29 protein-coding genes are annotated in these 26,043 nt (G+C 61.6%); 5 read left to right on the top strand and 24 right to left on the bottom strand.

Annotation, left to right across the window (positions count from 1 at the left end):
* Positions 1-37: 37 nt before the first annotated feature.
* From leuB to leuC, 5 genes are all read right to left on the bottom strand, one after another.
* Positions 38-1,108, bottom strand: coding sequence for a 3-isopropylmalate dehydrogenase (leuB, locus tag B9A19_RS06945; protein WP_084090050.1), 1,071 nt, complete (start codon positions 1,106-1,108; stop codon positions 38-40).
* Between the two features lie 85 nt (positions 1,109-1,193).
* Positions 1,194-1,925, bottom strand: a complete 732-nt coding sequence (gene nagB / locus B9A19_RS06940; RefSeq protein ID WP_084090049.1) for a glucosamine-6-phosphate deaminase — start codon at positions 1,923-1,925, stop codon at positions 1,194-1,196.
* 152 nt (positions 1,926-2,077) lie between these two features.
* Positions 2,078-2,716 carry a 3-isopropylmalate dehydratase small subunit gene (gene leuD, locus B9A19_RS06935; protein WP_084090048.1) on the bottom strand — a complete coding sequence of 213 codons (639 nt, stop codon included), beginning with the start codon at positions 2,714-2,716 and terminating at the stop codon, positions 2,078-2,080.
* Between the two features lie 3 nt (positions 2,717-2,719).
* Positions 2,720-2,848 carry an entericidin A/B family lipoprotein gene (locus tag B9A19_RS06930; RefSeq protein WP_084090047.1) on the bottom strand — a complete coding sequence of 43 codons (129 nt, stop codon included), beginning with the start codon at positions 2,846-2,848 and terminating at the stop codon, positions 2,720-2,722.
* A 27-nt stretch (positions 2,849-2,875) separates the two neighbouring features.
* Complete coding sequence (gene leuC, locus B9A19_RS06925) at positions 2,876-4,285, bottom strand: 3-isopropylmalate dehydratase large subunit (RefSeq protein ID WP_084090076.1); 1,410 nt, start codon at positions 4,283-4,285, stop codon at positions 2,876-2,878.
* A gap of 163 nt (positions 4,286-4,448) precedes the next feature.
* On the opposite strand from leuC, the gene B9A19_RS06920 reads away from it, so the two are divergent.
* Positions 4,449-5,228 carry a helix-turn-helix transcriptional regulator gene (locus tag B9A19_RS06920; RefSeq protein WP_084090046.1) on the top strand — a complete coding sequence of 260 codons (780 nt, stop codon included), beginning with the start codon at positions 4,449-4,451 and terminating at the stop codon, positions 5,226-5,228.
* A gap of 3 nt (positions 5,229-5,231) precedes the next feature.
* Here the strand turns inward: B9A19_RS06920 and B9A19_RS06915 are convergent, their stop codons facing one another.
* The 13 genes from B9A19_RS06915 to B9A19_RS06855 all read right to left on the bottom strand — a co-directional run bounded on the left by B9A19_RS06915 (position 5,232) and on the right by B9A19_RS06855 (position 18,709).
* Positions 5,232-5,756, bottom strand: a complete 525-nt coding sequence (locus B9A19_RS06915) for an RNA polymerase sigma factor (RefSeq protein ID WP_084090045.1) — start codon at positions 5,754-5,756, stop codon at positions 5,232-5,234.
* A gap of 1 nt (position 5,757) precedes the next feature.
* Positions 5,758-5,967, bottom strand: a complete 210-nt coding sequence (locus tag B9A19_RS06910; protein WP_084090044.1) for a YgaP family membrane protein — start codon at positions 5,965-5,967, stop codon at positions 5,758-5,760.
* A gap of 100 nt (positions 5,968-6,067) precedes the next feature.
* Entirely contained in the window at positions 6,068-6,553 is a 486-nt protein-coding gene (locus B9A19_RS06905; protein WP_084090075.1) for a dihydrofolate reductase, read from the bottom strand.
* Between the two features lie 26 nt (positions 6,554-6,579).
* Positions 6,580-7,401 (bottom strand): thymidylate synthase, encoded by an 822-nt coding sequence (locus tag B9A19_RS06900; RefSeq protein ID WP_084090043.1) that lies wholly within the window; start codon positions 7,399-7,401, stop codon positions 6,580-6,582.
* A 67-nt stretch (positions 7,402-7,468) separates the two neighbouring features.
* On the bottom strand, positions 7,469-9,583 hold the full coding sequence (locus B9A19_RS06895) for an ATP-binding response regulator (RefSeq protein WP_084090042.1): 2,115 nt from the start codon (positions 9,581-9,583) through the stop codon (positions 7,469-7,471).
* An 84-nt stretch (positions 9,584-9,667) separates the two neighbouring features.
* Positions 9,668-10,237 (bottom strand): transcription elongation factor GreB, encoded by a 570-nt coding sequence (gene greB, locus B9A19_RS06890; RefSeq protein WP_084090041.1) that lies wholly within the window; start codon positions 10,235-10,237, stop codon positions 9,668-9,670.
* A gap of 8 nt (positions 10,238-10,245) precedes the next feature.
* Positions 10,246-11,481 (bottom strand): 23S rRNA pseudouridine(2605) synthase RluB, encoded by a 1,236-nt coding sequence (rluB, locus tag B9A19_RS06885; RefSeq protein ID WP_084090040.1) that lies wholly within the window; start codon positions 11,479-11,481, stop codon positions 10,246-10,248.
* 91 nt (positions 11,482-11,572) lie between these two features.
* Positions 11,573-12,019, bottom strand: coding sequence for a hypothetical protein (locus tag B9A19_RS06880; protein ID WP_084090039.1), 447 nt, complete (start codon positions 12,017-12,019; stop codon positions 11,573-11,575).
* A 110-nt stretch (positions 12,020-12,129) separates the two neighbouring features.
* The gene (gene mutS / locus B9A19_RS06875) at positions 12,130-14,703 is read right to left on the bottom strand and encodes a DNA mismatch repair protein MutS (RefSeq protein ID WP_245804296.1); all 2,574 of its coding nucleotides are present in this window, start codon (positions 14,701-14,703) and stop codon (positions 12,130-12,132) included.
* Positions 14,704-14,791: 88 nt separating this feature from the next.
* Positions 14,792-15,211, bottom strand: coding sequence for a DUF3293 domain-containing protein (locus B9A19_RS06870; protein ID WP_084090038.1), 420 nt, complete (start codon positions 15,209-15,211; stop codon positions 14,792-14,794).
* A 2-nt stretch (positions 15,212-15,213) separates the two neighbouring features.
* Positions 15,214-16,737 (bottom strand): 4-hydroxy-3-polyprenylbenzoate decarboxylase, encoded by a 1,524-nt coding sequence (gene ubiD / locus B9A19_RS06865; RefSeq protein ID WP_084090037.1) that lies wholly within the window; start codon positions 16,735-16,737, stop codon positions 15,214-15,216.
* Between the two features lie 89 nt (positions 16,738-16,826).
* Positions 16,827-17,726, bottom strand: coding sequence for a D-hexose-6-phosphate mutarotase (locus B9A19_RS06860; protein ID WP_176216822.1), 900 nt, complete (start codon positions 17,724-17,726; stop codon positions 16,827-16,829).
* A gap of 107 nt (positions 17,727-17,833) precedes the next feature.
* Entirely contained in the window at positions 17,834-18,709 is an 876-nt protein-coding gene (locus B9A19_RS06855) for a dienelactone hydrolase family protein (protein WP_139798697.1), read from the bottom strand.
* Between the two features lie 137 nt (positions 18,710-18,846).
* Here B9A19_RS06855 and B9A19_RS06850 point away from each other — a divergent pair, with 137 nt between their 5' ends.
* Positions 18,847-19,656, top strand: a complete 810-nt coding sequence (locus B9A19_RS06850; protein ID WP_084090034.1) for an enoyl-CoA hydratase-related protein — start codon at positions 18,847-18,849, stop codon at positions 19,654-19,656.
* 71 nt (positions 19,657-19,727) lie between these two features.
* Here the strand turns inward: B9A19_RS06850 and hslO are convergent, their stop codons facing one another.
* The 5 genes from hslO to orn all read right to left on the bottom strand — a co-directional run bounded on the left by hslO (position 19,728) and on the right by orn (position 22,814).
* Positions 19,728-20,594, bottom strand: a complete 867-nt coding sequence (hslO, locus tag B9A19_RS06845; RefSeq protein WP_084090033.1) for an Hsp33 family molecular chaperone HslO — start codon at positions 20,592-20,594, stop codon at positions 19,728-19,730.
* Between the two features lie 84 nt (positions 20,595-20,678).
* Entirely contained in the window at positions 20,679-21,155 is a 477-nt protein-coding gene (locus B9A19_RS06840) for a NanQ anomerase/TabA/YiaL family protein (RefSeq protein WP_084090032.1), read from the bottom strand.
* Positions 21,152-21,727: an MFS transporter gene (locus B9A19_RS06835; protein WP_084090031.1), complete on the bottom strand. Its 576-nt coding sequence runs from the start codon at positions 21,725-21,727 to the stop codon at positions 21,152-21,154. The genes B9A19_RS06840 and B9A19_RS06835 overlap by 4 nt, the downstream gene beginning before the upstream one ends.
* Positions 21,724-22,212, bottom strand: a complete 489-nt coding sequence (locus B9A19_RS06830) for a CinA family protein (protein WP_084090073.1) — start codon at positions 22,210-22,212, stop codon at positions 21,724-21,726. Before B9A19_RS06830 ends, B9A19_RS06835 begins: the two co-directional genes overlap by 4 nt.
* A gap of 32 nt (positions 22,213-22,244) precedes the next feature.
* A complete protein-coding gene (orn, locus tag B9A19_RS06825) occupies positions 22,245-22,814 on the bottom strand; it encodes an oligoribonuclease (RefSeq protein ID WP_084090030.1) in 570 nt (189 codons plus the stop codon).
* A 123-nt stretch (positions 22,815-22,937) separates the two neighbouring features.
* Between orn and B9A19_RS06820 the strand changes: the two genes are divergently transcribed.
* Genes B9A19_RS06820 through rsgA form a run of 3 tightly spaced genes read left to right on the top strand, consistent with a single transcriptional unit; the run spans position 22,938 to position 25,418 of the window.
* Entirely contained in the window at positions 22,938-24,185 is a 1,248-nt protein-coding gene (locus B9A19_RS06820; RefSeq protein ID WP_084090029.1) for a M48 family metallopeptidase, read from the top strand.
* 32 nt (positions 24,186-24,217) lie between these two features.
* On the top strand, positions 24,218-24,526 hold the full coding sequence (locus tag B9A19_RS06815) for a 4a-hydroxytetrahydrobiopterin dehydratase (RefSeq protein ID WP_084090028.1): 309 nt from the start codon (positions 24,218-24,220) through the stop codon (positions 24,524-24,526).
* Positions 24,527-24,539: 13 nt separating this feature from the next.
* Entirely contained in the window at positions 24,540-25,418 is an 879-nt protein-coding gene (gene rsgA, locus B9A19_RS06810; RefSeq protein ID WP_084090027.1) for a ribosome small subunit-dependent GTPase A, read from the top strand.
* Here rsgA and B9A19_RS06805 read toward each other — a convergent pair.
* On the bottom strand, positions 25,412-25,972 hold the full coding sequence (locus tag B9A19_RS06805; RefSeq protein WP_084090026.1) for a DUF2062 domain-containing protein: 561 nt from the start codon (positions 25,970-25,972) through the stop codon (positions 25,412-25,414). The two genes, rsgA and B9A19_RS06805, sit on opposite strands and share 7 nt — an antisense overlap.
* Positions 25,973-26,043 lie beyond the last annotated feature (71 nt).

Below are 26,043 nucleotides of genomic sequence, written 5' to 3'. Positions count from 1 at the left end.
CTTTGCCTCCGTTTTTTGTTGCGTGCAGCCCGCTGAATCAGAGCGCAGCAACCACCGCATCGCCCATCGCCGAGCACGACACTTTCTCGGTGCCTTCCTCGTAGATGTCGGCCGTGCGCAGACCCTTGGCCAGCACTGCCTTGACGGCGTTTTCGACGCGCAGCGCAGCAGTTTCGTCGTTGAAGCTGTAACGCAGCATCATTGCCAGCGACAGGATGGTGGCCAGCGGGTTGGCCAGGTCCTTGCCGGCAATGTCCGGTGCCGAACCATGGCTGGGTTCGTACAGACCCTTGTTGTTTTGGTCCAGCGAAGCCGACGGCAGCATGCCGATCGAGCCGGTCAGCATTGAGGCCTGGTCGGACAGGATGTCGCCGAAGATGTTGCCGGTGACCATCACATCGAATTGCTTCGGGCGGCGCACCAGCTGCATGGCAGCGTTGTCGACATACATGTGGCTGAGTTCAACGTCCGGATATTCCTTGGCCACCTCGGTGAAGATTTCCTTCCAGAACTCGGTCGTCTCCAGCACATTGGCCTTGTCCACCGAACACAGCTTCTTGCCGCGCTTTTGCGCCGCCTGGAATGCCACGTGGGCAATGCGGCGGATTTCCGACTCGGCGTATAGCATGGTGTTGAAGCCTTCACGCTCGCCATTGGCGTTGACGCGGATACCGCGCGGCTGGCCGAAGTAAATGTCGCCAGTCAGCTCGCGCACGATCAGGATATCCAGACCGCTGACCACTTCAGCCTTGAGCGTCGATGCATTGGCCAGCTCCGGGTACAGGATGGCCGGGCGCAGGTTGGCGAACAGGTTCAGGTCCTTGCGGATGGCCAGCAGGCCACGCTCCGGGCGCAGCGGGCGGTCCAGCGTGTCGTACTGCGGGCCGCCAACGGCGCCCAGCAGGATGGCATCGGCTGCACGCGCCAGATTTTGTGTGAACTCGGGGTACGGTGCACCGTACTGGTCGTAGGCAGCGCCGCCCAACGGGGCTTCGCTGATGGTGACGTCGAGGCCGTCGGCAATCAGCACGTCCAGTACCTTGCGCGCCTGCGCAACGATTTCCGGGCCGATACCGTCGCCCGGCAGAATCAGGATTTTCTTGCTCATGGATGTTTACTCGATGAATTGCGGAAATCGATAGATAAAGAAAAAGCGGGGGGCTCCCCCCGCTTTTACATGGCCTGCATGACGCTTAGTGCGAAACCTTGTATTCGACATCACAGTCGGTCATCACGATCACACGCGGGTGGGTTTGCAGCAGCGATGCCGGCACTTGCGTGGTGATCGGGCCGTTCAGGGTGCGATCCAGGATTTCGGCCTTCTCGGCGCCCTTCACCACCAGCAGGATGGCCTTGGCTTGCATGATCGAGCCCATGCCCATGGTGACAGCGTGGGTCGGCACGTCGTCGATACTGTTGAAGAAGCGCTTGTTGGCTTCGCGGGTTTCCTGCTTCAGCGTGACTTGGTAGGTGAAACGCGACAGCTGGGTGTCCGGCTCATTGAAGCCGATATGGCCGTTATGGCCGATGCCCAGCAGCTGCAGGTCCACCGGGCCTTGCTGGTACATCATTTCATCGTAGCGGCGGCATTCGGCATCGACATTGCTCGCGTTGCCATTCGGCACATGCGTGTTTTCTGCCTTGATGTCGATGTGATCAAACAGGTTGCGCTGCATGAAGGCGCGATAGCTCTCCGGATGGGTGACCGGCAGGCCGACGTACTCGTCCAGGTTGAAGGTTTTGGCTTCCTTGAAACTCACCAGACCCTGCTTGTAGGTCTTGACGATCTCGTTGTACAGGCCAACCGGCGTACCACCGGTAGCCATGCCCAGCACGGCGTTCGGCTTGGCACGCACCACGGAAATGATCAGGTCGGCGGCGGCGCGGTCGAGATCTGCCTGATTCTTGAATTTATGCAGGATCATGATGTTGTTTTTTCCTAGTGAGTCTGTAAACCGTTGAACTATAGCGGACTTGCTCCGCCCTGGTGATCGCAGGCGCTTCCCCTCGCCACGATGACCAATGCCGCCCGACAAACCGGGCGGCATGGAATGTACTGATTATATGGACTGCGCGATCACACGAACAGCCACGGCTGCTGCTGCTTGCGTTTTTCCTCGAACACGCGGATTTCGTCGGCGTGCTGCAAGGTCAGGCCGATCTCGTCCAGACCATTGAGCAGGCAATGCTTGCGGTGCGCGGTGATATCAAAACCGAACGACTGGCCCGACGGTGTGCTGACGGTTTGCGCCGCCAGATCGATGGTCAGCTGGTAACCCTCTTTCGCCTCGGTTTCCTTGAACAGCTGATCGACGATCTGCGCATCGAGCACGATAGGCAGCACGCCGTTCTTGAAGCAGTTGTTGAAGAAAATATCGGCAAAGCTCGGCGCGATCACGGCGCGGAAGCCGTAATCCTCAATGGCCCACGGCGCATGTTCGCGACTGGAACCGCAACCGAAGTTGTCACGTGCCAGCAGCACTTGCGCACCGGCATAGCGCGGAAAGTTCAGCACGAACTCCGGGTTGACCTGGCGCTGGCTGTTGTCCATGCCAGGCTCGCCGTGGTCAAGATAGCGCCACTCATCGAACAGATTGGGGCCAAAGCCCGAGCGCTTGATCGACTTGAGGAACTGCTTGGGGATGATCGCGTCGGTATCGACGTTGGCGCGATCAAGCGGGCACACAAGGCCCTGCAACAGGGTAAATGGCTTCATGGCTTATTTCGATGCCTTGTCTTCGATCTTCTCACCGGCTTTCTGCAAATCCTTGCCGAAGCCCTTCATCGTGTTGCAACCGGACATGGCAAACGCGGCAGCAATCAGCATCAGTGTGGCGATCGTTTTCATCAGGCAACGCTCCTTGAATGGGTTTGATTAAGCGAAGGTGCGCACGTCAACAAAGTGGCCGGCGATGGCAGCCGCAGCGGCCATTTCCGGGCTGACCAGATGGGTACGACCACCCTGCCCCTGGCGACCTTCAAAATTGCGGTTGGAGGTGGATGCGCAACGCTCCCCCGGCTCCAGGCGATCGGCATTCATGGCCAGGCACATCGAGCAGCCCGGCTCGCGCCATTCAAAGCCCGCTTCGATGAATACCTTGTCCAGCCCCTCGGCTTCGGCCTGCTTCTTGACGAGGCCTGAACCCGGCACCACCAGCACCAGCTTCACATTGGCCGCCTTCTTCTTGCCCTTGGCAATGCCGGCGGCAGCGCGCAAGTCTTCGATACGGCTGTTGGTGCACGAACCGATGAACACCTTGTCCACCGGGATATCCGTCAGCGGCGTATTGGCAGCAAGGCCCATATATTGCAATGCGCGCTCGTAGCTGCCCTTCTTCACCGGGTCGGCCTCGGCCGCCGGATCAGGCACCTTGCCACTCACGGCCAGCACCTGCTCCGGGCTGGTGCCCCAGGTCACTTGCGGTGCGATATCGGCAGCCTGCAGGACCACGGTGTGGTCAAACTGCGCGCCTTCGTCCGACACCAGCGTGTTCCAGTACGCCACGGCAGCATCCCACTGCTCGCCCTTGGGCGAGAACTGGCGATCCTTCAGATAGGCAATGGTCTTGTCGTCCACCGCCACCATGCCGGCACGCGCGCCACCTTCAATGGCCATGTTGCACAGGGTCATGCGGCCTTCGATGCTCAGGCTCTTGATCGCATCACCACCGAATTCGATAGCGTAGCCGGTGCCACCTGCAGTGCCAATGCGGCCAATGATGGCCAGCGCCACATCCTTGGCGGTCACGCCACGGCCCAACTGGCCGTCAACGCGCACCAGCATGGACTTGGATTTCTTGGCGACCAGTGTCTGCGTGGCCATCACGTGCTCGACTTCGGACGTGCCGATGCCGTGCGCCAGCGCGGCAAACGCGCCGTGCGTCGAGGTATGGCTGTCACCACAGACGACGGTCATGCCCGGCAAGGTGGCGCCATTTTCCGGGCCGACCACGTGCACGATGCCTTGACGCAAATCCTTGAACGGGAAATAGGCCAGCGAGCCGAATTCCTTGATGTTCGCATCCAGTGTTTCTACTTGCTGGCGCGAGATCGGGTCCTGAATGCCCTTGTCCCAATGATCGGTCGGGGTGTTGTGGTCAGCCGTCGCCACGATGGAGTGATTGCGCCACGGCTTGCGGCCAGCGATACGCAGGCCTTCGAACGCCTGCGGGCTGGTCACTTCGTGCACCAGATGGCGGTCGATATACAAAAGACAGGTGCCGTCGGCCTCTTCGCGTACCACATGCGAGTGCCAGAGTTTGTCGTACAGGGTTTGTGCGGTCATGGTCATCTTCCAGTCTATGCCGAATCATACCGCGCCAGCCCCGGCAATACATCCGTATTCCGTGGCACCACGCCGTATTGGATGCCACTTTAGGGTGGGGCTGGATCACTAACAAGACCAGTGGTTATACTGGTATAAACAGTAACAGGTAACAGGATAAGACATGTCGATACAGCGCAAGGAACTGGGGGACTTCCTGTCTGCCCTGCGGCAGAAATGCGAACCGGCCGCCTTCGGCTTTCCGCCCGGTCTGCGCCGCCGCACGCATGGACTGCGGCGGGAGGAAGCAGCCCAGCTCGCACAGATCAGCCCCACCTGGTACACGTGGATCGAGCAAGGCCGCGAGATCAGCGTCTCCAGCGATGTGCTGGACCGCCTGGCCACCGCGCTGCGCATGGACAAGACGCAACGCGCCTATCTGTTCGAGCTGGCCGGCCGGCGCGACACCCAGCCCGCGGCCAGCACCCATGCGATAGAAACCCCACTACTGCAACGCATCGTCGATGACTTTGCCCAGCCCGCCTACATCCTCGACCGGTACTGGGACGTGCTGGCGTGGAACCCGGCGGCCGCTACCCTGTTTGGTGACTGGCTGCATGCAGACGCCACACCCAACCTGCTGCGCTTCGTGTTTGCCGACCCCGCCGCGCGCGCGCTGGTCGAGGACTGGGAGACGCGCGCGCGCCGGCTGGTGGCGGAATTCCGCGCCGACAGCCGCAGCGCGCTGGACGACCCCGAGCTGCAGGCACGCGTCGATCAGCTCGCGCAAGCCAGCCCGGAGTTCGCCCGCCACTGGAAACAACATGACGTGCTGGAGCGCCAGGGCGGCGTACGCGGGTTCAACCACCCGGCACAAGGCCGCCTGGCGCTGCAGCAGGTCACGTTCCGGCTGGTGGACCACGATCAGCTCAAGCTGGTATTGCTGCTTGGCGCCGATGCCTGATCGTTAATCAGGCACCAATAAGTACTCCCGCACCAACGCTCGCGCACGGTGCAAGCGGCTTTTGGCCGCTGCCACCGTGTCACCGATACGCGCGGCCACCTCGCCCATGCTCAGCTCTTCGAAATCGCGCAGCAAAATCACCTCGCGGTAATGCGCCGGCAGTGATTCCAGCGCGGCGATCAAGTCCAGCCGCAGTGCTTCGTCGCTGTGCTGCGCCAGCCAGGCTTCGGCTTGCTGCTCGTCCAGTGACTGCATGCGCAGCGCAGCCCTCGCCAGGCGCTGGCATTCGCGCTGGATCACCGTAAACAGCCAGCCCGAGAAGGCCAGCACCGCCTTCAGACCGCCAACACGACGCGCCACGATCAGCAGTCCTTCCTGTACCGCGTCGTCGATGTCGCTGGCCAGGCAATGGCGCCGCGCATAGCGGCGCGCATCAGGCTGGCAGGCGGCGAGCAGGCGGGCGATGGCCAGCGGGTCTCCTCCTTGCGCGGCCAGCACCAACAGGCTGCGATCCTGCACGCCGCTCATGTCAGCCCTTGCCCAGCGGCTTGCGGCCTACCATGGCACACATCGGACAAAAGCCGGTGGTGCTGCTGATTATGCTGCCCAGCCCGGCAATCAGCAGGCCAACGGCTGGCAAGGTATTGGCGCGCAGCCAGTACGCGGCAAACAGCATGGCTGCGCCCGCGAGCAGACGCAGTGCACGTTCCCAAGTCGGCAGATTTTTTTCGTAGAACATAACAACCCCTTTGGTGGTCATGAGGAACATCCTCGACGCACAAGAGGGCCGCAGCGCGTAAATCGGTGCGCGGTACCGGAAATTTTTTTACAGGCTGCGCTTATGCGGCACGCTGGTAGGTAACAAAGGCGAAGCCGATGCCGTTGGTGCTGGTATGCGCTTCGCGCTCTGCTTCCTGCCATTCGCTGCGATCGAACTCGGGAAACCAGGCATCCCCTTCCGGCGCGAGATCGACCTCGGTCAGGCAGAGCGTATCGACCAGCGGCAACGCCTGCGTGTAGATCTCGCCACCGCCGATGACGAAGGCGGTCGGCACGTCGCCGCACGCGGCCATGGCGGCCGCCAGACTGCCAAACACCTCCGCACCTGGCGCAGACCAGTCAGCGTTACGGGTGATCACCAGATGGCGTCGACCCGGCAACAGGCCGGGCAACGATTCAAACGTCTTGCGCCCCATCAGCATCGGCGCACCCATGGTCAGCGCCTTGAAGCGCTTGAGGTCTTCCGGGAGATGCCACGGCAGCTTGTTGTCGATGCCGACCACGCCATTGCGTGCGACGGCCGAGATGATGGCGAATCGGGTCATGCTGGTGCTCTGCAGAAATGGAAAAGTCAGACCGCGACAGCGCCCTTGATGGCCGGCCACGACTCATAGCCGACCAGTTCAAAGTCCTCGAACTCGAAATCGAAGATGCTGGTGCGTGCCGGGTTGAGCTTCATCTGCGGCAACGGCTTGGGGCTGCGCGTGAGCTGCTCGCGTACTTGCTCGAAGTGGTTGGTGTAGATATGGCAATCACCACCGGTCCAGACGAAATCACCCGGTTGCAGATCGCACACCTGCGCCAGCATCAGCACCAGCAAGGCATAGGATGCGATATTGAACGGCACCCCCAGGAACAGGTCGGCACTGCGCTGGTAAAGCTGGCACGAGAGCTTGCCGCGCTGGTCGGCATCGCCAGGCTGCGCGGGCGCGACATAGAACTGGAAGAAGGCATGGCAAGGCGGCAGCGCCATGTTTTCGATCTCTCCCACATTCCATGCCGACACGATGATGCGGCGCGAATCCGGGTTGGTCTTGAGCTGTTGTACCACCTGGGCAATCTGGTCGATATGACGGCCATCGGCGGTAGGCCAGTTGCGCCACTGATAGCCGTAGATCGGCCCCAACTCGCCATCCTCGGCCGCCCATTCGTTCCAGATGCTGACGCCGCGCTCCTTCAACCAGTTGTTGTTGGTTTCGCCACGCAGGAACCACAGCAGTTCGTAAATGATGGACTTGAGGTGCACTTTCTTGGTGGTGACCAGCGGAAAACCCTCGGCCAGATTGAAGCGCATCTGGTGGCCGAATACCGATACCGTGCCAGTGCCCGTGCGGTCTTCCTTTTTCACGCCGTGGTCCAGCACGTGTTGCAGCAGGTCTTGGTATTGGCGCATGGGTACTCCGCACTTCGTCATTTACAAAGCGCGATTCTAACCTGTTACCGGGATCGTAAACAGGCTCTTAGTCGTCCTGCAGCAGAGCCTCGTTGGAGGCCACGCGCGAGGTATCCGCCCTGGCCCCCAGCGGCAAGGTCACGATGAAAGTTGCACCGTGGCCCAGCAGGCTCTCGCAGCGGATGCTGCCGCCCATTTCCTCCAGCAGGCGCTTGACGATGGACAGCCCGAGGCCCGTGGCATGCTCGCCGCCAGTCGGCACGGCAGACAGGCGCGAGAACTTGCGGAACAGCTTGCCCATTTCGTGCGGGGCAATGCCGGGGCCGTAGTCGATCACCCGCAGCTGCAGTTGCGATGCCTCGGCCTGTGCCTCAAGGCGGATCAGCGTCTGATGCGGGGCATATTTGCTGGCATTAGAGATCAGGTTGTCCAGCACCTGCCACAGCGCCTGCCGGTCGGCATGCAGTGTCAGCCCGTGGCCCTTGTACAGCAGGTTCTGCCGCTTTTCATCCAGCCGGTTTTCCCACGCCTTGTGCAGTTCGGCCACCAGCTCGTCCAGCTTCACCGGTTCCGGCCGCAAGCGGTACTGGCCCGACTCCAGCGTGTTGATATCGAGCAGATTGCCGATGATGCGCTGGATGCGATCCGCATGATCATTGATGCCCAGCAGCCTGTCCCTGACCTTCTCGGCCGGCCACTGGTCAAGCTTGTGTGCCAGCAAGGTGGCCATGCCGCCGATGCTGGCCACCGGGTTCTTCAGGTCATGCGCGGCAATGGTCAGCAGCTCGTTCTTTTCTTCGTTCAGGACCCGCAGCTGCAGGTTGGCAACTTCCAGCGCCGCGTTGCGGCCGGCCAGCTCGTCGGTCCGCTCGGTCACCTGTTCTTCCAGATGCAGGCGATGATGCTCAACCGTGCGCGCCATATTGTCGAAGCTGCGCGCCAGCTCACCGATCTCGTCATTGCGCGCCACATCCAGCTCGCTGGTGCGCTGCCCTTCGGCCAGCGAACGGATGGCATGCTTGAGCCGCTGCAAGGGTCGCGCCACATCGATGCGCAATACCCAGGCCAGCAGGCCCAGCTCGACAGCCAGTGCGATCATGCCCAGCAGCAGCACCATGCTCGCTGCCCAGGCCGCCTTTTGCTGCAGCAGCGATTTGGGGTAGACCACAATGAACAGCCAGTCCGCGCCGGCAATCGGCGCCACGCCCAGCCAGTATTTGCCATCAGCCGATTCAACAAAGGTTTCCTTGTGGCTGGCCTTGATCGCCGCGCGATAGAACTCGCCCAGTTGCGGGTCATCCACCTTGTTCAGGTTGTAATGGCCGCCATGCTTGAGTACATCCGCCATGTGATCCGGATGGGCAATCAGGTCACCACTGCGGGTGACGATGAAGTTGTAGGTGCCGGCAATGCTGACGTTGTTGGTGCGCTCGATGAGCTGGTCGACCAGCACGTCCTGCCCCGAGCCGCCGACATAACGCCCCAGATAATCGATGGGCGTGACCACCGACACCATCCAGCGCAGCGCCTGCTTGTCGTAATAGATGCCAGTCCAGAAGGTCTTGCGTTCGGGGTTGCGCGCCGGCGTGGCGCCCAGCTCGGTCTCCAGGTCCTCGGCAAAATCGGCCACCGAGCCATTGCGGGCGTAGTTGAGCTCCGGCAGGAACATCAAGCTGGCATCAGAAACATTCAGATCGATGAAGGTATCGTAATAACGGTTGCGAAAACCCGGCCCGTACTGGCTGAGCAGGTCATAGCCCAACAGCACCTGGCGCTTGAAATCCGGTGTGAGCTTGACCCGCGGCAGGATGGCCACCGTGGCATGGTATTCGAAGTCGTCACGCTCCACCCGCACGCGCCACATACCGTCGCGTGCGTCCTGTTTGAACAGTGCATTGAAGGCCGGGTCCGGGTCGGTCTGCTGCATGGCGGCATAGCGGCGCAAGAATTCGTTGCGCACCAGCTTGGTATTGGTTTCTGCCTGCAGGAACAGATCGCTTTCCATCTGGCTGCGCGCACTGATGTACTTGCCCAGGCTTTCCAGTGCCTCTTCCTGCAACCGCACATAGCTGTAGTAATAGCTGATCGCCGACATGACGAGCGCAGCCAGCGCAATACGGATGGCCATATTGCGCAATACGCGCCGGAACAGACTGGAGGTGGATTTTGCAGGCTCGATCATGCCGCGAGGATAAAGCAGCGTCACAATCGCTGCAAAATTAATGTGTTAGCGCACGCGTGGCCCCAACAGAGGCCACACTCCGGCTCAATCAGGAAACTCGGTCTGCAGCGCAAGATAGCAAACAGCGATGATTTCCAGGTCTTCGATGCCGTGCGGCGCACGCAGCGGCACCACGTCGCCTTCGCGTGCCTTGAGCAGCGCACGTGCCACCGGGGAGGTCCAGCTGACGTAATTGCGCTTGAGGTCGGTTTCATCGATACCGACGATGGAAACCGTCTCTTCGCGGCCATCCTCGCGCAGATAGGTGACGGTGGCACTGAAGAACACCTGATCGGTGGCCTCGCGTGTTTCCGGGTCGACCACCTCGGCATTTTCCAGCCGTTTCTGCAGAAAGCGGATACGGCGGTCGATTTCACGCAGACGGCGCTTGCCGTACTGGTAATCGGCATTTTCCGACCGGTCACCGTTGCTGGCGGCCCAGTTGACCACATTGGTCATGTGCGGCCGTTCCTTGTGCACCAGGTCGTACAGCTCACGACTGAGGCGGCGCCAGCCGCCCGGGGTCATGTAGTTCTTGCTGCCGACGGGGACGGCCATTTCCGGCGGCAGATCATCATCGTCGCCGTCGTTTTCCTTGGTAAACGCTTTGTTCATGCCCGATCTCAGCGTTCAGTCTTGGCCTGACCGTTCAAACGCAGGCCCGCCCATTTCATCACACCCAGCACCTCGGTTTCGGACAGCTCGTAATACTGGCCACGCTTGAGGCGCGACGGCAGATTGAGCATGCCGAAACGCACGCGCATCAGCCGGCTGACCACCAGTTCGTAATGCTCGAACATGCGGCGCACTTCACGGTTGCGCCCTTCCTTCAGCACCACGTGATACCAATGGTTCTGACCTTCGCCACCGGCAGCCACAATGCTCTGGAACTTGGCCGGGCCGTCATCCAGCGTGATGCCCTTCTTGAGTTCAAGCATCTGGTCCGGCGTCAGCTCGCCGTGAACGCGCACCGCGTATTCACGCTCGACCTCGAAACTCGGGTGCGTCATGCGGTTGGCCAGGTCGCCCGAGGTCGTGAAGATCAGCAAACCGCTGGTGTTGAAGTCCAGACGACCGATGGCCACCCACTTGCTCGACGCCATGCGCGGCAGGCGGTCGAACACGGTGGTGCGGCCTTCCGGATCATCACGGGTGACCAGCTCGCCCTCTTCCTTGTGGTAGATCAGCACGCGCGGCAGGCGGTCCTGCCACTTGAGCGGAATGCGCTTGCCGTCAACACGCACTTCATCGCCGTGCGATACCTTGGCGCCCAGCTCGGCCACCTTGCCGTTGATCGACACACGGCCGGCGGCAATCCATTCTTCCATTTCACGGCGCGAACCGATGCCGGAAAACGCCAGGGCCTTTTGCAAGCGCTCGTCGCCCACCTGATCGCTGGTCAGGCGCTTGGCGCGCAATTGCTTCTGGATCGCCACGACCTTTTGCGAGTCGGCGCGCTGGCGCAGGCGCTTGGCCTTGACCACCGGCGCAGCTGGCTTGCGGCGTGCTGCTACGGGTTTGGCTACGGTGTCGCCATCCGCTGCCGGCGCGGTGCGCGGTGTTTCGCTGCGTGCTTGTGCCGGCTTGGCGCGCGGGACTTCCGGACGGCTGTGCCACTCGTCGCCATCTTTGGGCGTGCGCGCAGCCTGACGGGCACGGCGCAGGTCGCCGGTGCGCATGCTGGCCGGCTTGGCGGCCTCGCCCTGCGGCTTGCGGCCACGCGGTGCACTGCCTTCGGGCGCTGCGCCCGTACCCCGCACCTTGGCCCCGCCACGTGGCGAGAGGCTGGCCTTGTCTTGCGTATTGGCGCGCTGTTCACGAATCGCCGGTTGCGGACGACGGGCACGGGTTTGCTTCATGGTGAAAAATCCACGGGAAAATCAATCCATTATACCGCTGAAAGACAAAGAGCCGCTGGGCAGCGGCTCTTGAACAGGGTTAGCGGTCGTTTCAGTTGCCGGTATAGAAGCCGATCGCGCCGATGCTGGTCAGGCCCAGGTTGAAATGTTGCCCGTCCAGCGTCTGCTCGCTGCCGCGCAATTCGGCACGGCGCAGGATGTCGTGCAGGACTTCCACTTCCTTGAACCACTTCAGCAAGCGGGTGTCGGCATTGATCATGCCCTCGATCGCGGCCTTGGACGGATGATCACCCGCCACAGCAACATTGCCGCCCTCGACACTGCGCAGCTGGAAGGCCGGCGGCACCGTAATGCCCTGCTGTGCCAGCAGCCCCGACAGATCGTCGCCGTAGCGCTGCAACTCGCTGGCGGCCTTGCTCCGCACATCAGCCAGCTTGATACCTTCTTCAGGATCGCTCACGCCGAGGAAACGTGCGATGCCGTCATCCAGACCATCCTCTCCTTCGAGCCGGTCGACTGCCTCACTAACGCTATTCACAGCAATTCCTTTTTAGTTATGCAAACAGATTCGGACTACCCATCGTAGCAAACCCATATGTACGCAAAAGGTGATTTTTCAAACATTTACACTACGTTACAAAAGATGGGTCATTGCGTCTGCAACAAGCTCTTGAGCGCGTACAGTGCATCCAGTGCTTCACGCGGCGTCAACTCGTCCGGATTCAGCACCTGCAAGGCTTCGAGTGCTGCATGCGGCTCGGGTTCCACCTCCACCGTCACACTGGCACCAAAAAGGTCAGCCTGCAGCGAGTTTGTTGCGCTTTGTTGCTCCAGCTCAAGCAATTTGCGTTTGGCTAGACGGATGGCATCACGTGGCACGCCGGCCAGCTGCGCCACCGCAATCCCGTAACTTTGCGATGCCGGCCCCTCCTGCACCGCATGCAGAAAGACAATGCGGTCCTTGTGCTCGACCGCATCCAGATGCACATTGGCCACCATTGCATAGTCAATCGCCAGCCGTGTCAGCTCGAAATAGTGGGTGGCAAACAGCGTATAGGCGCGGTTCTTTTCGATCAGCTGCTTGGCGATCGACCACGCCAGCGCCAGACCGTCAAAGGTCGACGTACCGCGCCCCACTTCATCCATCAGCACCAGCGAGTGCTCGCTGGCGTTGTTCAGAATGTTGGCGGTTTCGGTCATTTCCACCATGAAGGTCGAACGCCCGCCGGCCAGATCGTCGGATGCGCCGATACGGGTAAAGATGCGGTCCACCCGGCCGATCACCGCGCCCGTGGCCGGCACATAGCTACCCACGTGCGCCAGCAGCACGATCAAGGCCACCTGGCGCATATAGGTCGATTTACCGCCCATGTTCGGGCCGGTAATCAGCAACAATTTGCGCGCGAGGCCGAACTCGACGCCATTGGGGATAAAGTCATCGATCTGCGCTTCGACCACCGGATGGCGGCCAGCATCGATGGTGATGCGCGTTTCATCAACAAACTGCGGCGCCACATAACCCGATTGCAGTGCACGTGCAGCCAAGGTGGCCAGCACGTCTACCGTTGCCAGCGCCTGCGCGGCCAGCCGCAAACCGGCCAGATGCGTCTGCAGCTGTTGCAGCACGCCGTCAAACAACTGTTTCTCCAGCGCCAGCGCGCGGTCTTGCGCCGACAGTGCCTTGTCCTCGAACGCTTTCAGCTCGGGCGTGATGTAGCGTTCGGCATTCTTCATGGTCTGGCGGCGACGATAATCGTCCGGCACCTGCCCCAGGAAGGAATTGGTGATCTCGATGAAGAAGCCGGCTACGCGGTTGTATTCCACGCGCAAGGTGGAAATGCCGGTGCGCTCGCGCTCGCGCGCTTCCATCTGTGCCAGATAGGTGCCGCAATCGTTCTGGATGCCGCGCAGCTCGTCCAGCTCGGCCGAATAGCCATCGGCAATCACGCCACCTTCGCGCAGCAGCACGGCCGGCTCGGGCAGGATGGCCGCGCTCAGCAAGGCGCTGATGGCAAGATCGGGCTGCAGTGCCTGTGCCAGACCGGTAAAGAACGGCGCCTCGGGCAGCGCAGCAACCAGTGCCGGCAACTGGGCCAAGGAATCACGCAGGCTGGACAGATCACGCGGGCGGGCGGACAGCAAGGCAACCCGGCTGGCAATGCGCTCGACATCGGCCACGCCATCCAGAATGGCATGCAAATCGGCATGCGCACCGCTATCGAGCAAGGCACTGATCGCCTGCTGGCGCTCCAGAATACGCGCATGGCTGCGCAGCGGATGATGCAGCCAGTGCCGCAGCAGGCGCGACCCCATGCCGGTTGCGCAGTTGTCCAGCAGCGAGAACAGCGTCGGCGACGGCTCGCCGCGTATGGTTTCGGTCAGTTCCAGATTGCGCCGTGTGGCAGCATCCAGTTCGATGTATTGCGTGGCATGCTCGACGCGCAGGCCGGACAGCGACGGCAAAGCTCCACCCTGCGTGAGCCTGATGTATTCCAGCAGTGCACCGGCAGCGCCAACTGCCAGCATGGGCTCGGTAATGCCGAAGCCGGCTAGGTCATGCGTGGCAAAGTGGCGCGACAGATTGCGCTCTGCCGTTTGCGCATCGAACTGCCACGGCGCCAGCTTGCGCACCGGGAAGGGCGAGCGCTCCAGCAGCGCCAGATCGGTATCATCGGCCACCAGCACCTCCGCCGGGCGCAGGCGCTCCAGCTCGGACGGCAGTTTTTCGACCTCGGTATCCATCAGCGCAAAATCGCCCGACGCCAGCGACAACCACGCCATGCCCAAGCGCCCCTTGAACGGGAACAGTGCCAGCAAGCGGTTTTCCTGCTTGTCGTCCAGCAGCGCGGCATCGGTCAGCGTGCCCGGCGTCACCACCTTGAGCACTTTGCGCTCGACCGGCCCCTTGCTGCTGGCCACATCGCCCACCTGCTCGGCAATCGCTACCGATTCGCCCAGCTTCACCAGCTTGGCCAGATAGCCTTCGCAGGCATGATAGGGGATGCCGCACATGCGGATGGGCTGGCCTGCGCTCTGGCCGCGCGTGGTCAGCGTAATGTCGAGCAGTTTGGCCGCTTTCACCGCGTCGTCGTAAAACAGCTCGTAAAAGTCGCCCATGCGGTAGAACAGCAGCTTGTCCGGGTGCTCCGCCTTGATGGACAAATACTGGGCCATCATTGGCGTATGTTGCGGAGCGGCAGCGGTATCGGTTTTCTTGGCCATGGGCAATGCAGGAGGGGAATTGCGGAAAGAGCGCGAGTTTACCGCGCGCGGCGGCGGAAGGCAGCCGGCTTTTACCGGCAAGCCGGGGTCAAACCGCCCAGATCAGCGCTGCGGCTTCACCCAGCTTGCCGGACACGATGGCGTTTTGCTCGAAACGCTGCGCCAGTACCAATGCGGCATCACGCGCTATGCCCAGCACCAGCACCGAGGGTTCAGGCAACCAGCCGGGGCTGTCCGGCTCGCCACTGCCTTCCCAAAATGGTTGGCCGACAAGGGCATCGAGCAGATTCTGGTGGCGTGCGCGGTTTTCGTAATCACACAGCACGCCCGAATACGGATTGGCCGCGGAGATGAAAGCCCAGCTCTCCAGGCCGTTGTCGCGCAGCAGTGCGTCCAGCGCCGGGCTGTGCTCGCCGATGCGCAGTACCAGTTGCAGCGCAGGCACGCAGTAGCGGGTGGCGCGATAGGCGCGCTCCAGCTCGGCTTTGCGTACCGGATCAAGCTGCATGGCTACAGGCCCAGCTCGGCCCAGATGGCATCGATACGCGCCGCCACGGCAGGGTCGCGTTCAATCACCCTGCCCCATTCACGGTTGGTTTCACCCGGCCACTTGTTGGTGGCATCCAGCCCCATCTTGCCGCCCAGCCCGGAAATGGGCGAAGCGAAGTCGAGGTAGTCGATGGGCGTATTCTCGACCAATACCGTATCACGCACCGGGTCCATGCGCGTGGTGATGGCCCAGATCACCTCCTGCCAGCTGCGCGTATCCACATCGTCGTCCACCACCACGATGTACTTGGTGTACATGAACTGGCGCAGGAAAGACCACACGCCAAACAACACCCGCTTGGCATGGCCGGGGTACTGCTTTTTGATCGACACGATGGCCATGCGATAGCTGCAGCCCTCAGCCGGCAGATAGAAATCGACGATTTCCGGAAACTGCTTTTGCAGGATGGGTACGAATACTTCGTTCAGCGCCACACCCAGCATGGCCGGCTCATCCGGCGGCTTGCCGGTATAGGTGCTGTGGTAGACCGGGTCATCACGATGCGTGATGCGGTCGATCTGGAACACCGGGAACCAGTCCTGCTCGTTGTAATAGCCGGTATGGTCACCATACGGCCCTTCCAGCGCATGCAGGTAGCCGTTGACTTCTTTCAGCGGCACGCCGTGTTCGGACACGCCACTGTAGCCCGCTTCGCACGGCGGGATATGCCCTTCCAATACGATTTCGGCTGTGGCCGGCACCTGCAGATCGCTGCCGATGCACTGCGTCAGCTCGGTCTTGCTGCCGCGCAGCAGGCCGGCAAACTGGTATTCGGACAAGGTATCCGGCACCGGGGTGACCGCACCGAGTATGGTGGCCGGATCGCAGCCCAGCACCACGGCAATCGGGAACGGCGTGCCGGGATGCTGCCTGGCATGCTCGCGGAAGTCCAGCGCGCCACCACGATGCGCCAGCCAGCGCATGATCACCTGGTTCTTGCTGATCACCTGCTGGCGATAAATACCCAGGTTCTGCCGCTTCTTGTTCGGCCCGCGTGTGACCACCAGACCCCAGGTGATCAGCGGCGCCACGTCGCCTGGCCAGCAGTGCTGCACCGGGATGGTCGCCAGATCGACCTCCGGCCCCTCGATCACGTTCTGCTGCACCACGCCCTTGCGGATCTCCTTGGGTGCCATGCTCAGTACCTGTTTGAGCAGCGGCAGCTTGTCCCACGCATCACGCAGGCCCTTGGGCGGTTCCGGCTCTTTCAGATAGGCCAGCGTCCTGCCGATCTCGCGCAATGCGCTCACGTCCTGTGCACCCATGCCCAGCGCCACGCGCCTGGGCGTGCCAAACAGGTTGCCCAGCACCGGCATGCCATAGCCCGGCACGTTTTCGAACCAGATGGCCGGCCCTTGCGCACGCAGGGTGCGGTCGCAGATTTCGGTCATTTCCAGATGCGGGGAAACAGGCACGCTCAGGCGCTTGAGCTCGCCCTGTGCTTCGAGTTGTGCGCAGAAGTCGCGCAGATCGCGGTATTTCATCGCGGCTCGCAAAGAATCAAGGATAAGCCCGCCTGTTGCGGGCAGCAGAAACGGCCATGCCCGGCGAACCGGGCATGGCGATTGCGCGATCAGCCCGAGATGGTCATCGTGGCGCGGTAGCTCGCGCCCGGTGCCAGCTCAATCGCATTGTCGTAAACATCACCCCGCTCGACACAGACAAAACCGGGGTAGTGTTCCTTCAGGTCACCAATGTCCAGAGCCTGCTCACCGGGGTTCCACACCACGGCGCTCCTGGTATCAGCACTGTAGACGTGCGTGGTGCCGGCGCTGGTCACAATGGTCTGCTCGGCGGGCACATCGAGGTAAACCGAATCGTGCGTGCCGACGATGTGCACCGCACCCTCGTTCACGCTGCGTGTGATACCACCAACGGTATCAATGCGCGGGCAGCCTTCCAGACCATTGATGACCGCGTCGGCCACGTTGGGCACGCTGAAATAGCTGTGCAGCGCGGCAGTGAACTTCACCGGCACATCGCCCTTGTGCTCGGCCACAAGTTCAACATCCAGCGCCTTGCCGACGATTACGGCAAATTCAAAACGGAATGCATGCGCCCACAACTTGAGCGTCGCTTCGCTGTCCGTCAACGCAAAGACGACCTTGGTGCGGCCGTCGGTCAATGCTTCGGCACCGACAATCGACCACAGCGCAGTGCGTGCAAAGCCGTGCGCCGGCAAGCCATCCGGGTGGCTGCCAAACCACGGCAGGCACAGCGGAATGCCACCACGCACCGCCTTGCCCGGCTTATAGATCGCCAGCGGCGACACCCACAGCAGGTCACGGCCACCAGCCGGCGTAAACGACAGTACGTGTGCCCCCTGCAAGGTCAGCGTAGCGCGACCGAGCGCGTTTTCGATCACGACGATCTGCAGGCCGGGCCCTTCGCCGCCCACCAGCTCGGTGGAGGCAACAACAGATACCCCTGCCACATCGGCAAGACGGGAATCAAAAGCAGACAGGCTGGACATGGCAGGCTCCTTGTTCGGGGTGGATTCGTGTGCAGCGTATGGCAGCACACAACAAAAATGAATGCGCGTTATCCCTGCTATGCCAGTGCGCAATTGCATCACATCGCTCAGGGCGCCTTGCGGCCGGCCTGGCTCTGATAGCCATCACGCCAGATGGCAGGGTTGCGGTTGGGGTCCAGCCACAGTGACAACCATTTGAAAGTTCGCCGGTAAGCGTCTTCGGTCGCCCTGGGATCTGGCGCACTGGTCACGCCGGCGCCAGGCTTCACACCGTCGGGAATGTCTTGGCGCACCTGCAGTTCAGAGTTGGGCGCATCGAAATCATGATAAACGCCCGGATAGCTCACCACATGAAAGGTATCGCCAGCCAGCCTGTCGTCGAGTTTCTTGCAATCATCGGATGAGGTCCAGTCATCGGCCTCGCCGATCAGCACCAGCGTGGGAATATCCGGGTTGTATTGATCGTTATCGAGCGAGCGTTTACAGCTCGGGTAGAACGCCACGGCCACTTTGACCCCGGTGGCCGAACGCGCCACCAGTCGCAGCACGGTACTGGCGCCATTGGACCAACCCAGCACGCCCACCCGATTGCCATCGATCTCGCGTCGGGCCCGCAGCCAGCTGATGGCAAACTGCGCATCATCAGCACGCAGCGCGGTGTCGATTTTGCGCTGCGGCACCGGCACCGTGCAGATTTCACGCACGCCGCGATTGGTGAAGCTGTCCAGCATCAGCACGCCATAGCCCAGCTCCTGCAACAGGCTGGCCATGCGCGCCGGGCGCGCACTGATGCCGCCACTCTTGGTGCGCAGGCCGCCGCAGCCATGCAGCAGCAGCATGGCCGGCGCATTGCTGTTGCCATTGGGCGGCAGCAGGTATTCACCGGAGAGGACGACGCCATCCGGCCCGGCCAGTTTTACCGGCTGGGCGTAAGCGGCGATACACGCCAGAACAAATGGAAATAGACAAAAAAGACGTTTCACGGGCACTCTTGGGTACGAACGCTGGGCCTTATCTAGCCTCTGGCAACCGGCGCGGACTTTAACACACTCCCAATACTGGCAACCACGGCAGTAATGAACTACATAAGGTGTAGTCGGCCGACCCTGATGAGCCCGCCATGAGCGATACCCTGCGCATCGACATCAATCCCACGGGCATTGCAACAGTAACGCTCGACCGTCCCGAACGGTGTAATGCCATCGACGAAGTCATGGTGGCAGAGCTCACCGCCACGCTGGCGGCACTCGCCCAGAACCCCAATCTGCGGGTGCTGGTGCTGGCCGCCAACGGCGGCAGTTTCTGCTCCGGCGCCGATTACCACTGGATGCAACGCGCGCTGGAAGGCGATCAGCACCAGAACTTCGAAGAAGCACTGCGCCTCGGGCGCTTGCTGCAGTTGCTTGATCGCTTCCCTGTACCCACCATAGCACGTGTCAACGGTTCCACAGTCGGGACGGGCGTCGGCCTTGTTGCCTGTTGCGACATGGTTGTCGCGCACTCCAGTGCCTGGTTCCGCCTGCCCGAAGTAGAGCTTGGCCTCGTGCCGGCCGTCATTGCGCCCTTCGTCATGGCCAAGATCGGCGGCAGCGCGGCGCGGCGCTATCTGCTCACGGCGGAAGAGCTGGCCGCACCGGCCGCCCGCGAGCTGGGGCTGGTGCACGAGATCGCCGATTCCACCGAGGGGCTCGATATCGCTGTCGAGCGCTGGTGCAACGCCTTGCTGCGCAACGGCCAGCATGCTGTCACCTCGACCAAGAAACTGATCGCCGCCATCGGCCACCGGCTGATCGACGACGCACTGATCTCGGATACCGCGCACCGCACCGCACACCTGCGTGCGCACCCGGAGGCACGTCAGGGCGTGGTGCAATACCTCAAGCACACCACGCTGCGGCATCAATACCAGCACGGCAACGACGACGACTGAGCCCCTGCCATACCCGGCCGGTCAGCCGGGGTGCATGACAGCTTTCGGCATCGGCTTGCCGCAACACCAGCTCAATGCAGCTGGGTGCCCGCATGGTCGGTGCCGTGGCCGCCAAACAGCTGGGCCACGTCAACCTGGTCAAATTGATAGCCTTGGCCACAAAACTCGCAGGTCACTTCAACCTGGCCCTTTTCGGCCATCACGCTGTCGATCTCGGCCTTGCCCACCATTTGCAGCATGCCGCCCACCCGTTCGCGCGAACAGGTGCAGGCAAAGGTCGGTGTGGACGGGTCAAACACGCGCACCTCTTCCTGATGGAACAGGCGATACAAGAGGTCGCGCGGCGGCAGGTCCAGCAGTTCTTCGGCGGTCACGGTCTCGGACAGCTTCTGCACCCGGTCCCACGCATCAGGATCGCCATGGCCGGCCGGCAGCTTCTGCACCAGCAGACCGGCAGCCTTGCCATCGGTGCATGCCAGCCACAAACGCGTCTGCAGCTGCTCGGAACTCTGCATGTAATGCTCGATGATCTGTGCCACGCTCTGGCCCGGCTCGAAACCGACGATACCTTGATAAGCCTCACCCTCGGTCGGGTCGAGCGTGATGACAAAGCGCCCTTCTCCCAGCAGCTCACCCAGCGACACATCGGGAATATCGCCCTCCCAGCGCGCCATCGCGCGTATCGTGTTCTGACTGGTGACTTCCACCACGATCAGACGCACTGCAGCATGGCCGTGCAACTGCATGACCAGCGTGCCATCGAACTTGAGTGTGGCTGACAACAAGGTCGCCGCCGTCATCAGCTCGCCGATCAATTTCTGCAGCACCGGCGGATAACCATGGCGGTTAAGCACTTCCTGATAGGCCGAGCCCAGTTGCACGATTTCACCGCGCACCGGTGCCTGCTCGAAAATAAAACGCTCCAGCGTGTCTTGCATGCTTTGATTCCTTGCTACGACCGCAGTGGCGGCCGGATTGTTGCTTGCGGGGCCGGACAAGCCGGCGCCCGGAATTGAACGTGGTTAGAGCCCCAACAGGCTGCGGTGTATCTTCACCACCGCCTTGCGTATGGGCTGCGCTTCGGCCACCGCGCAGCACGGGCGGTGCAACTCGCCGGGAAAAAACACCGCGAACATGCCGGGCTGCAGGTCAAAAAACACTTCGTCTGCCGGCGCGGCGTAAAACGCGATGTCATGCGTATCACGCCGGTCCTCCACAATGCAGCTTTCCGGTGCGGGCGGCGCCATGCCATAGCGCTCGTTCCCCGCCAGCAGCAACTGGATATCGGCATGCTCGCGGTGCGCCTCCGGCTTTTTGTCCTGCTGCGGCCGGGTATTCATTTCCTGGATCATGAAGAACAGCTTGTCGCCATCCAGCGGATAACGCCCGGCCGGCAGGGTTGCCAGGTCCTGTTGCTGCAGCAGCGCCAGTGCATGATTGACCGCAGCCGGAAACACCGCCTGCTGCAGCGGCCAGCTGAGCAGATTTCCCAACATCATGCTTCGGCCACCTTCAGGGTATAGCTCGTCATGGGCAGGCTGGATGACACGTCGAAGATGCATCCGGTTTCCACGCCAGCCTTGGCAATGTCGGCAGCACTCATGTCTGGCCGGTCGTACAGTACCTGCATCGCGCCGATCGCGTAGTCGCGCCCGCTGCCTATGGCCCAGAAGCGTTCAAACTCATAGACCTCGCGCAGGCTGAAAATGCCGAAAATGCCATGCGGATTGGCCAGCAGCACCGTCATCTGGCTCGATTCGTAGGCATCCTCATCCTCTTCATCCGGCTTGAGAAAGTAATCTTCCTTGAGCTTGGGATGCAACTTGCGAAAGCTGTCGAAAATAGCCGGGCGGCTGCTGAAATCGAGCGATTTGCTCTTCTTGAGCGCAGCCTGCAGCACCAGATCGTGCGCGGCACTGCCGCAAATCGAAAAATAGCCGCCGTGCGCCTTGAAAATCTTGTTCCAGCGCGCGTCAAAGCTGGCCGCCAGCGCGGTATCGCCAAATGTCGACTGGCTATCTGCAGCGATGGCAATCTCGCCGTCCTTTTTCACGACGACAACCGTGGTCATTCCGTTTCCTCTATCAATTGCACCAGCCTGCCCAATGCATGCAGCACGGTTTGTGCCCTTACGGCAGCGCGGTCGCCGGCAAACAGCTTGCGCTCGGTTTCGATGCCAAACGGCGTGCCCCAGGCAAACCAGACCGTACCCACCGGCTTTTCGGCCGAACCGCCACCGGGCCCGGCCACGCCGGACACCGCCACGCCCCATTGTGCTTCCGCCTGCATCATCGCGCCCTGCACCATGGCCGCGACCACCGGCTCGCTCACCGCGCCCAGCGTATCGATGAACACCGCTGGCACATCCAGCATGGCAATCTTGGCATCATTGGCATAGGTAACATAGCCACGACCAAACCAGCTGCTGCTGCCCGCAATATCGGTAATGGCACCGGCGATCAGCCCCCCGGTGCATGACTCCGCCGTCGTCACCATTTCACCGCGTGCCAGCAGCAAACGGCCCAGTTGCCCGGCCAATGCGTAGGTATCAGACATCGTGCCGCCCTCGCTGATCTTCAAGTCCCCGCTCAATCGCTTGGCAGCTCGTTGGCCGGTACCTTGAGGAAGTGCTCGCGGTAAAACTTCAATTCGTCGATGGATTCATACACGTCGGCCAGCGCGGTATGGTTGCCCTTCTTTTTGAATAGTTTGTAAATCGCCGGTTGCCAGCGTTTACACAGCTCTTTCAGGGTGGACACATCCAGATTGCGGTAGTGGAACCACATTTCCAGCTCGGGCATCCAGCGCGCCATGAAGCGGCGATCCTGGCCGATCGAGTTGCCGCACATCGGGCTACCCGATTTCGGGCTGAATTGCGCGATGAAGGCCAGTGCCTCGGCCTCGACATCCTGGGCAGCCTGGGTCGATGCCTTCACCTTGTCGATCAGGCCCGAACGGCCATGCGTGTTCTTGTTCCAGTCATCCATGGCATCCAGCACCGCGTCAGGCTGATGCACCACCCATACCGGGCTTTCGGCTACGGTGACGAGGTTGCTGTCGGTAATCACGATGGCCAGCTCAAGGATCTTGTCGTTTTGCGGGTCCAGGCCGGTCATTTCCATGTCCAGCCAGATCAGGTTGTTCTGGTCTTGCGCCATTGCGCGCTCCTGCAGGTGTTTTGCTTGTAGATGGGACATTCTACCATTCGCGTCAAGCCACCCGGCGCATGGTCAGGCTGTGCGATAATTACCGATTAGCTCCGCTTTACCTCACAAGCCGCGATGACCGCCCATACGTTCACCATCCTGTTTGTTTTTGCCCTCTTTGCCAGCGTGTTGCTGCAACTGTGGCTGGCACTGCGCCAGATCAACCACGTACGCCGCCATCGCAACGCAGTACCTGCCGAATTTGCCGAACGCATCACGCTGGAATCACACCAGCGTGCCGCCAGCTACACCATCGCCAAGACGCGCTTCGGCATGATAGGCACACTGGTTGAGGCCATCATCCTGCTCGGCTTTACACTGGGTGGCGGCATCGAATGGCTGACCACGCTGAGCACGCACTGGTTCAGCAGCCCGATTCTGGCTGGCGTCAGCATGATTGCACTGCTGGCCGTCATCAACACCTTGCTGACCCTGCCGATATCCTGGCTGTCCACTTTCCGCATTGAAGCTGCCTATGGCTTCAACCAGAGCACACCGGCGCTATGGGCTGCCGATTTGCTCAAGACCGCCGCCGTGGCGGCAGTGATCGGCGTGCCGCTGCTGGGCGCCGTGCTTTGGCTGATGGAGCGCATGGGCGCCAACTGGTGGCTGTATGTCTGGGCCACCTGGCTGGCGTTTTCGCTGCTGCTGATGTGGATCTTCCCCACCTGGATCGCGCCCATCTTCAACAAATTTGAACCGCTGCCGGATGAAGGTTTGCGCGCGCGCATCGAAAACCTGCTGCAGCGCTGCGGCTTCACCGCCAGCGGCATCTTCATGATGGACGGCAGCAAGCGCTCCAGCCACGGCAATGCCTACTTCACCGGCCTGGGCAAGACCAAGCGCATCGTGTTCTTCGATACCCTGCTCAAGCAGCTTGATGGCGACGAGATCGAGGCCGTGCTGGCGCACGAGCTGGGGCATTTCAAGCATCGCCACATCGTGAAGCGCATGGCATGGACCTTTGCGCTGATGCTGGGTCTGCTGTGGTTACTGGGGCAGCTGATTCACGAAAGCTGGTTTTATCAGGGCTTGGGCGTGCACACGCAAACCACCGCCAATGCGCTCACATTGTTTTTCATGGTGATGCCGGTATTCACCTTTTTGTTTGGCCCGGTCGGCTCCATCCTCTCGCGCAAGCATGAATACGAAGCCGATGCCTACGCCGCATCGCAATCCTCTGCCGGCGATTTGATCCAGGCACTGGTCAAGCTGTACCGCGACAACGCCGCTACGCTGACGCCAGACCCGCTGCACAGCATGTTCTACGACAGCCACCCGCCTGCCGCGCTGCGCATTGCCGCGCTGCAAAGGCTGGCCTAAAACGAAGGTTGTCCTCGCCGCAGGAGCCTGCCATGCCACTTGCCACCGAACGCTGCCAAGCCAATGCCGCCCGGCTCGACGATGTTGCTGCCGAAATGCTGGCCAGCGAGCTGAGGGAGTGGCTGGTGCTGGGCGGAAAACTGGAAAAGACCTTCCGTTTCAAGGATTTCTATCAGACCATGGCCTTCGTGAATGCCGTGGCCTACATCGCCAACCAGCAGGATCACCATCCTGATCTGGAAGTCACCTACAGCCGCTGCCGCGTGGTGTGGAGCACCCACTCCGCCGGCGGCCTGTCCCGCAACGATTTCATCTGTGCCGCGCGCATAGACGCGCTTTGATTACGGAACCGATTTGACCGACACCGCCCGCATCGTCGCCAGCTACGGCAAGGCCTACATTCTCGAATTTGCCGACGGCACACGCCGCGCCGCCAGCACGCGCGGCAAGAAGACCGACTTTGCCTGCGGTGACCGGGTCAACGCCACCGTACTCAACCACGAGCAGGCGGTCATCGAAAAGGTGCAGGAACGCGATACGCTGCTCTATCGCTCGGACCAGTGGCGGCAAAAGTTGATCGCCGCCAACGTCACGCAGCTGGTGATCGTGGTTGCCACCGAACCCAGTTTCTCGGACGAGCTGATCAGCCGCGCGCTGATCGCCGCCGAAGCAGGCGACATCAAACCCTTGATCTGCCTGAACAAATGCGACCTGCCGGGCGCCGACAAGGCGCGCACACGGCTGGCCTACTACATGCAGCTGGGCTACCCGGTGCTGGAAGTTTCGGCACTCAACGATGCTTCGCCGCTACGCGCGGCACTTGAAGGTGAAACCAGCGTACTGGTGGGCCAATCCGGTATGGGCAAATCCACGCTGACCAATGCGCTGATCCCGGAAGCCAACGCGCGCGTGAAAGAGATTTCCGTCGCACTCGATTCCGGCAAGCACACCACCACCAATGCCACGCTCTACAAGCTGGATGCACAATCCGAGCTGATCGACTCGCCCGGCCTGCAATCCTTCGGCCTGGCACACGTCAAATCGGAAAACCTGCCCTATCTGATGCCGGATTTCCGCGCCCTGATCGGCCAGTGCCGCTTTGCCAACTGCCGCCACCGTCAGGAGCCCGATTGCGCGCTCACCAGCGCAGTCAAGGCTGGCCAGATCCCGACCGAGCGCCTTGCCCTGCTGCACCGGCTACAAGACGAGCTGGCGCAGCTCAGCACTTATTGAGGGGGCTTAGCTCCTGCGCGCTGCCGGCGTTGCCGCAGCGCCCACAGGATATGCAGCCGCCAGCCCAGTTGCACCAGCAGATAGCCCGCCACAGCCAGCAAGGCAGTCAGCAGCGGCAGTCCAATCAGCAACGACGTACCCAGCCCTTGCAACCACTGCCAGCCCGCTGGCCCCCATTCCTGCCAAGGCAGCTGCGACCAGGATGGCATGGCCTTGAACACGCCTTGCGTGTGCTGACCGGTGACCAGCGCACCCAGCCGGAAAGCCAGCCAGTACAGCGGACCGATGGTCAGCGGATTGGTATAAAAGGTACTCACCACGGCCACCGGCAGGTTGGCACGCAAGCGCATGGCCAACAGGCTGGCCGTGATCACCTGCAGAGGGCCTGGGATCATGCCGCCTATCGCGCCGGCCACCACCCCGCCAGCGACGGAATGGCGATTCAGGTGCCATAAATTCGGATGGGCGAACCAGTGTGCAAAACGCGCCAGAAAGCGGTTTTTCTGCAGGGTGGCATGGTCAGGCAGGTAGCGGCGGAGAAAACGGCGGGGCATGGCGGCCTGTCGAAATGGAAAATTCGGGAAATAAAGATCAACCCGGCTTCTAGAGACAGCCAGATTACGGC

Origin of the sequence: Andreprevotia lacus DSM 23236 (assembly GCF_900176275.1) — a bacterium.
Taxonomy (GTDB): Bacteria; Pseudomonadota; Gammaproteobacteria; order Burkholderiales; family Chitinibacteraceae; genus Andreprevotia; species Andreprevotia lacus.
This window is presented reverse-complemented; position numbering and strand designations above follow the sequence as displayed.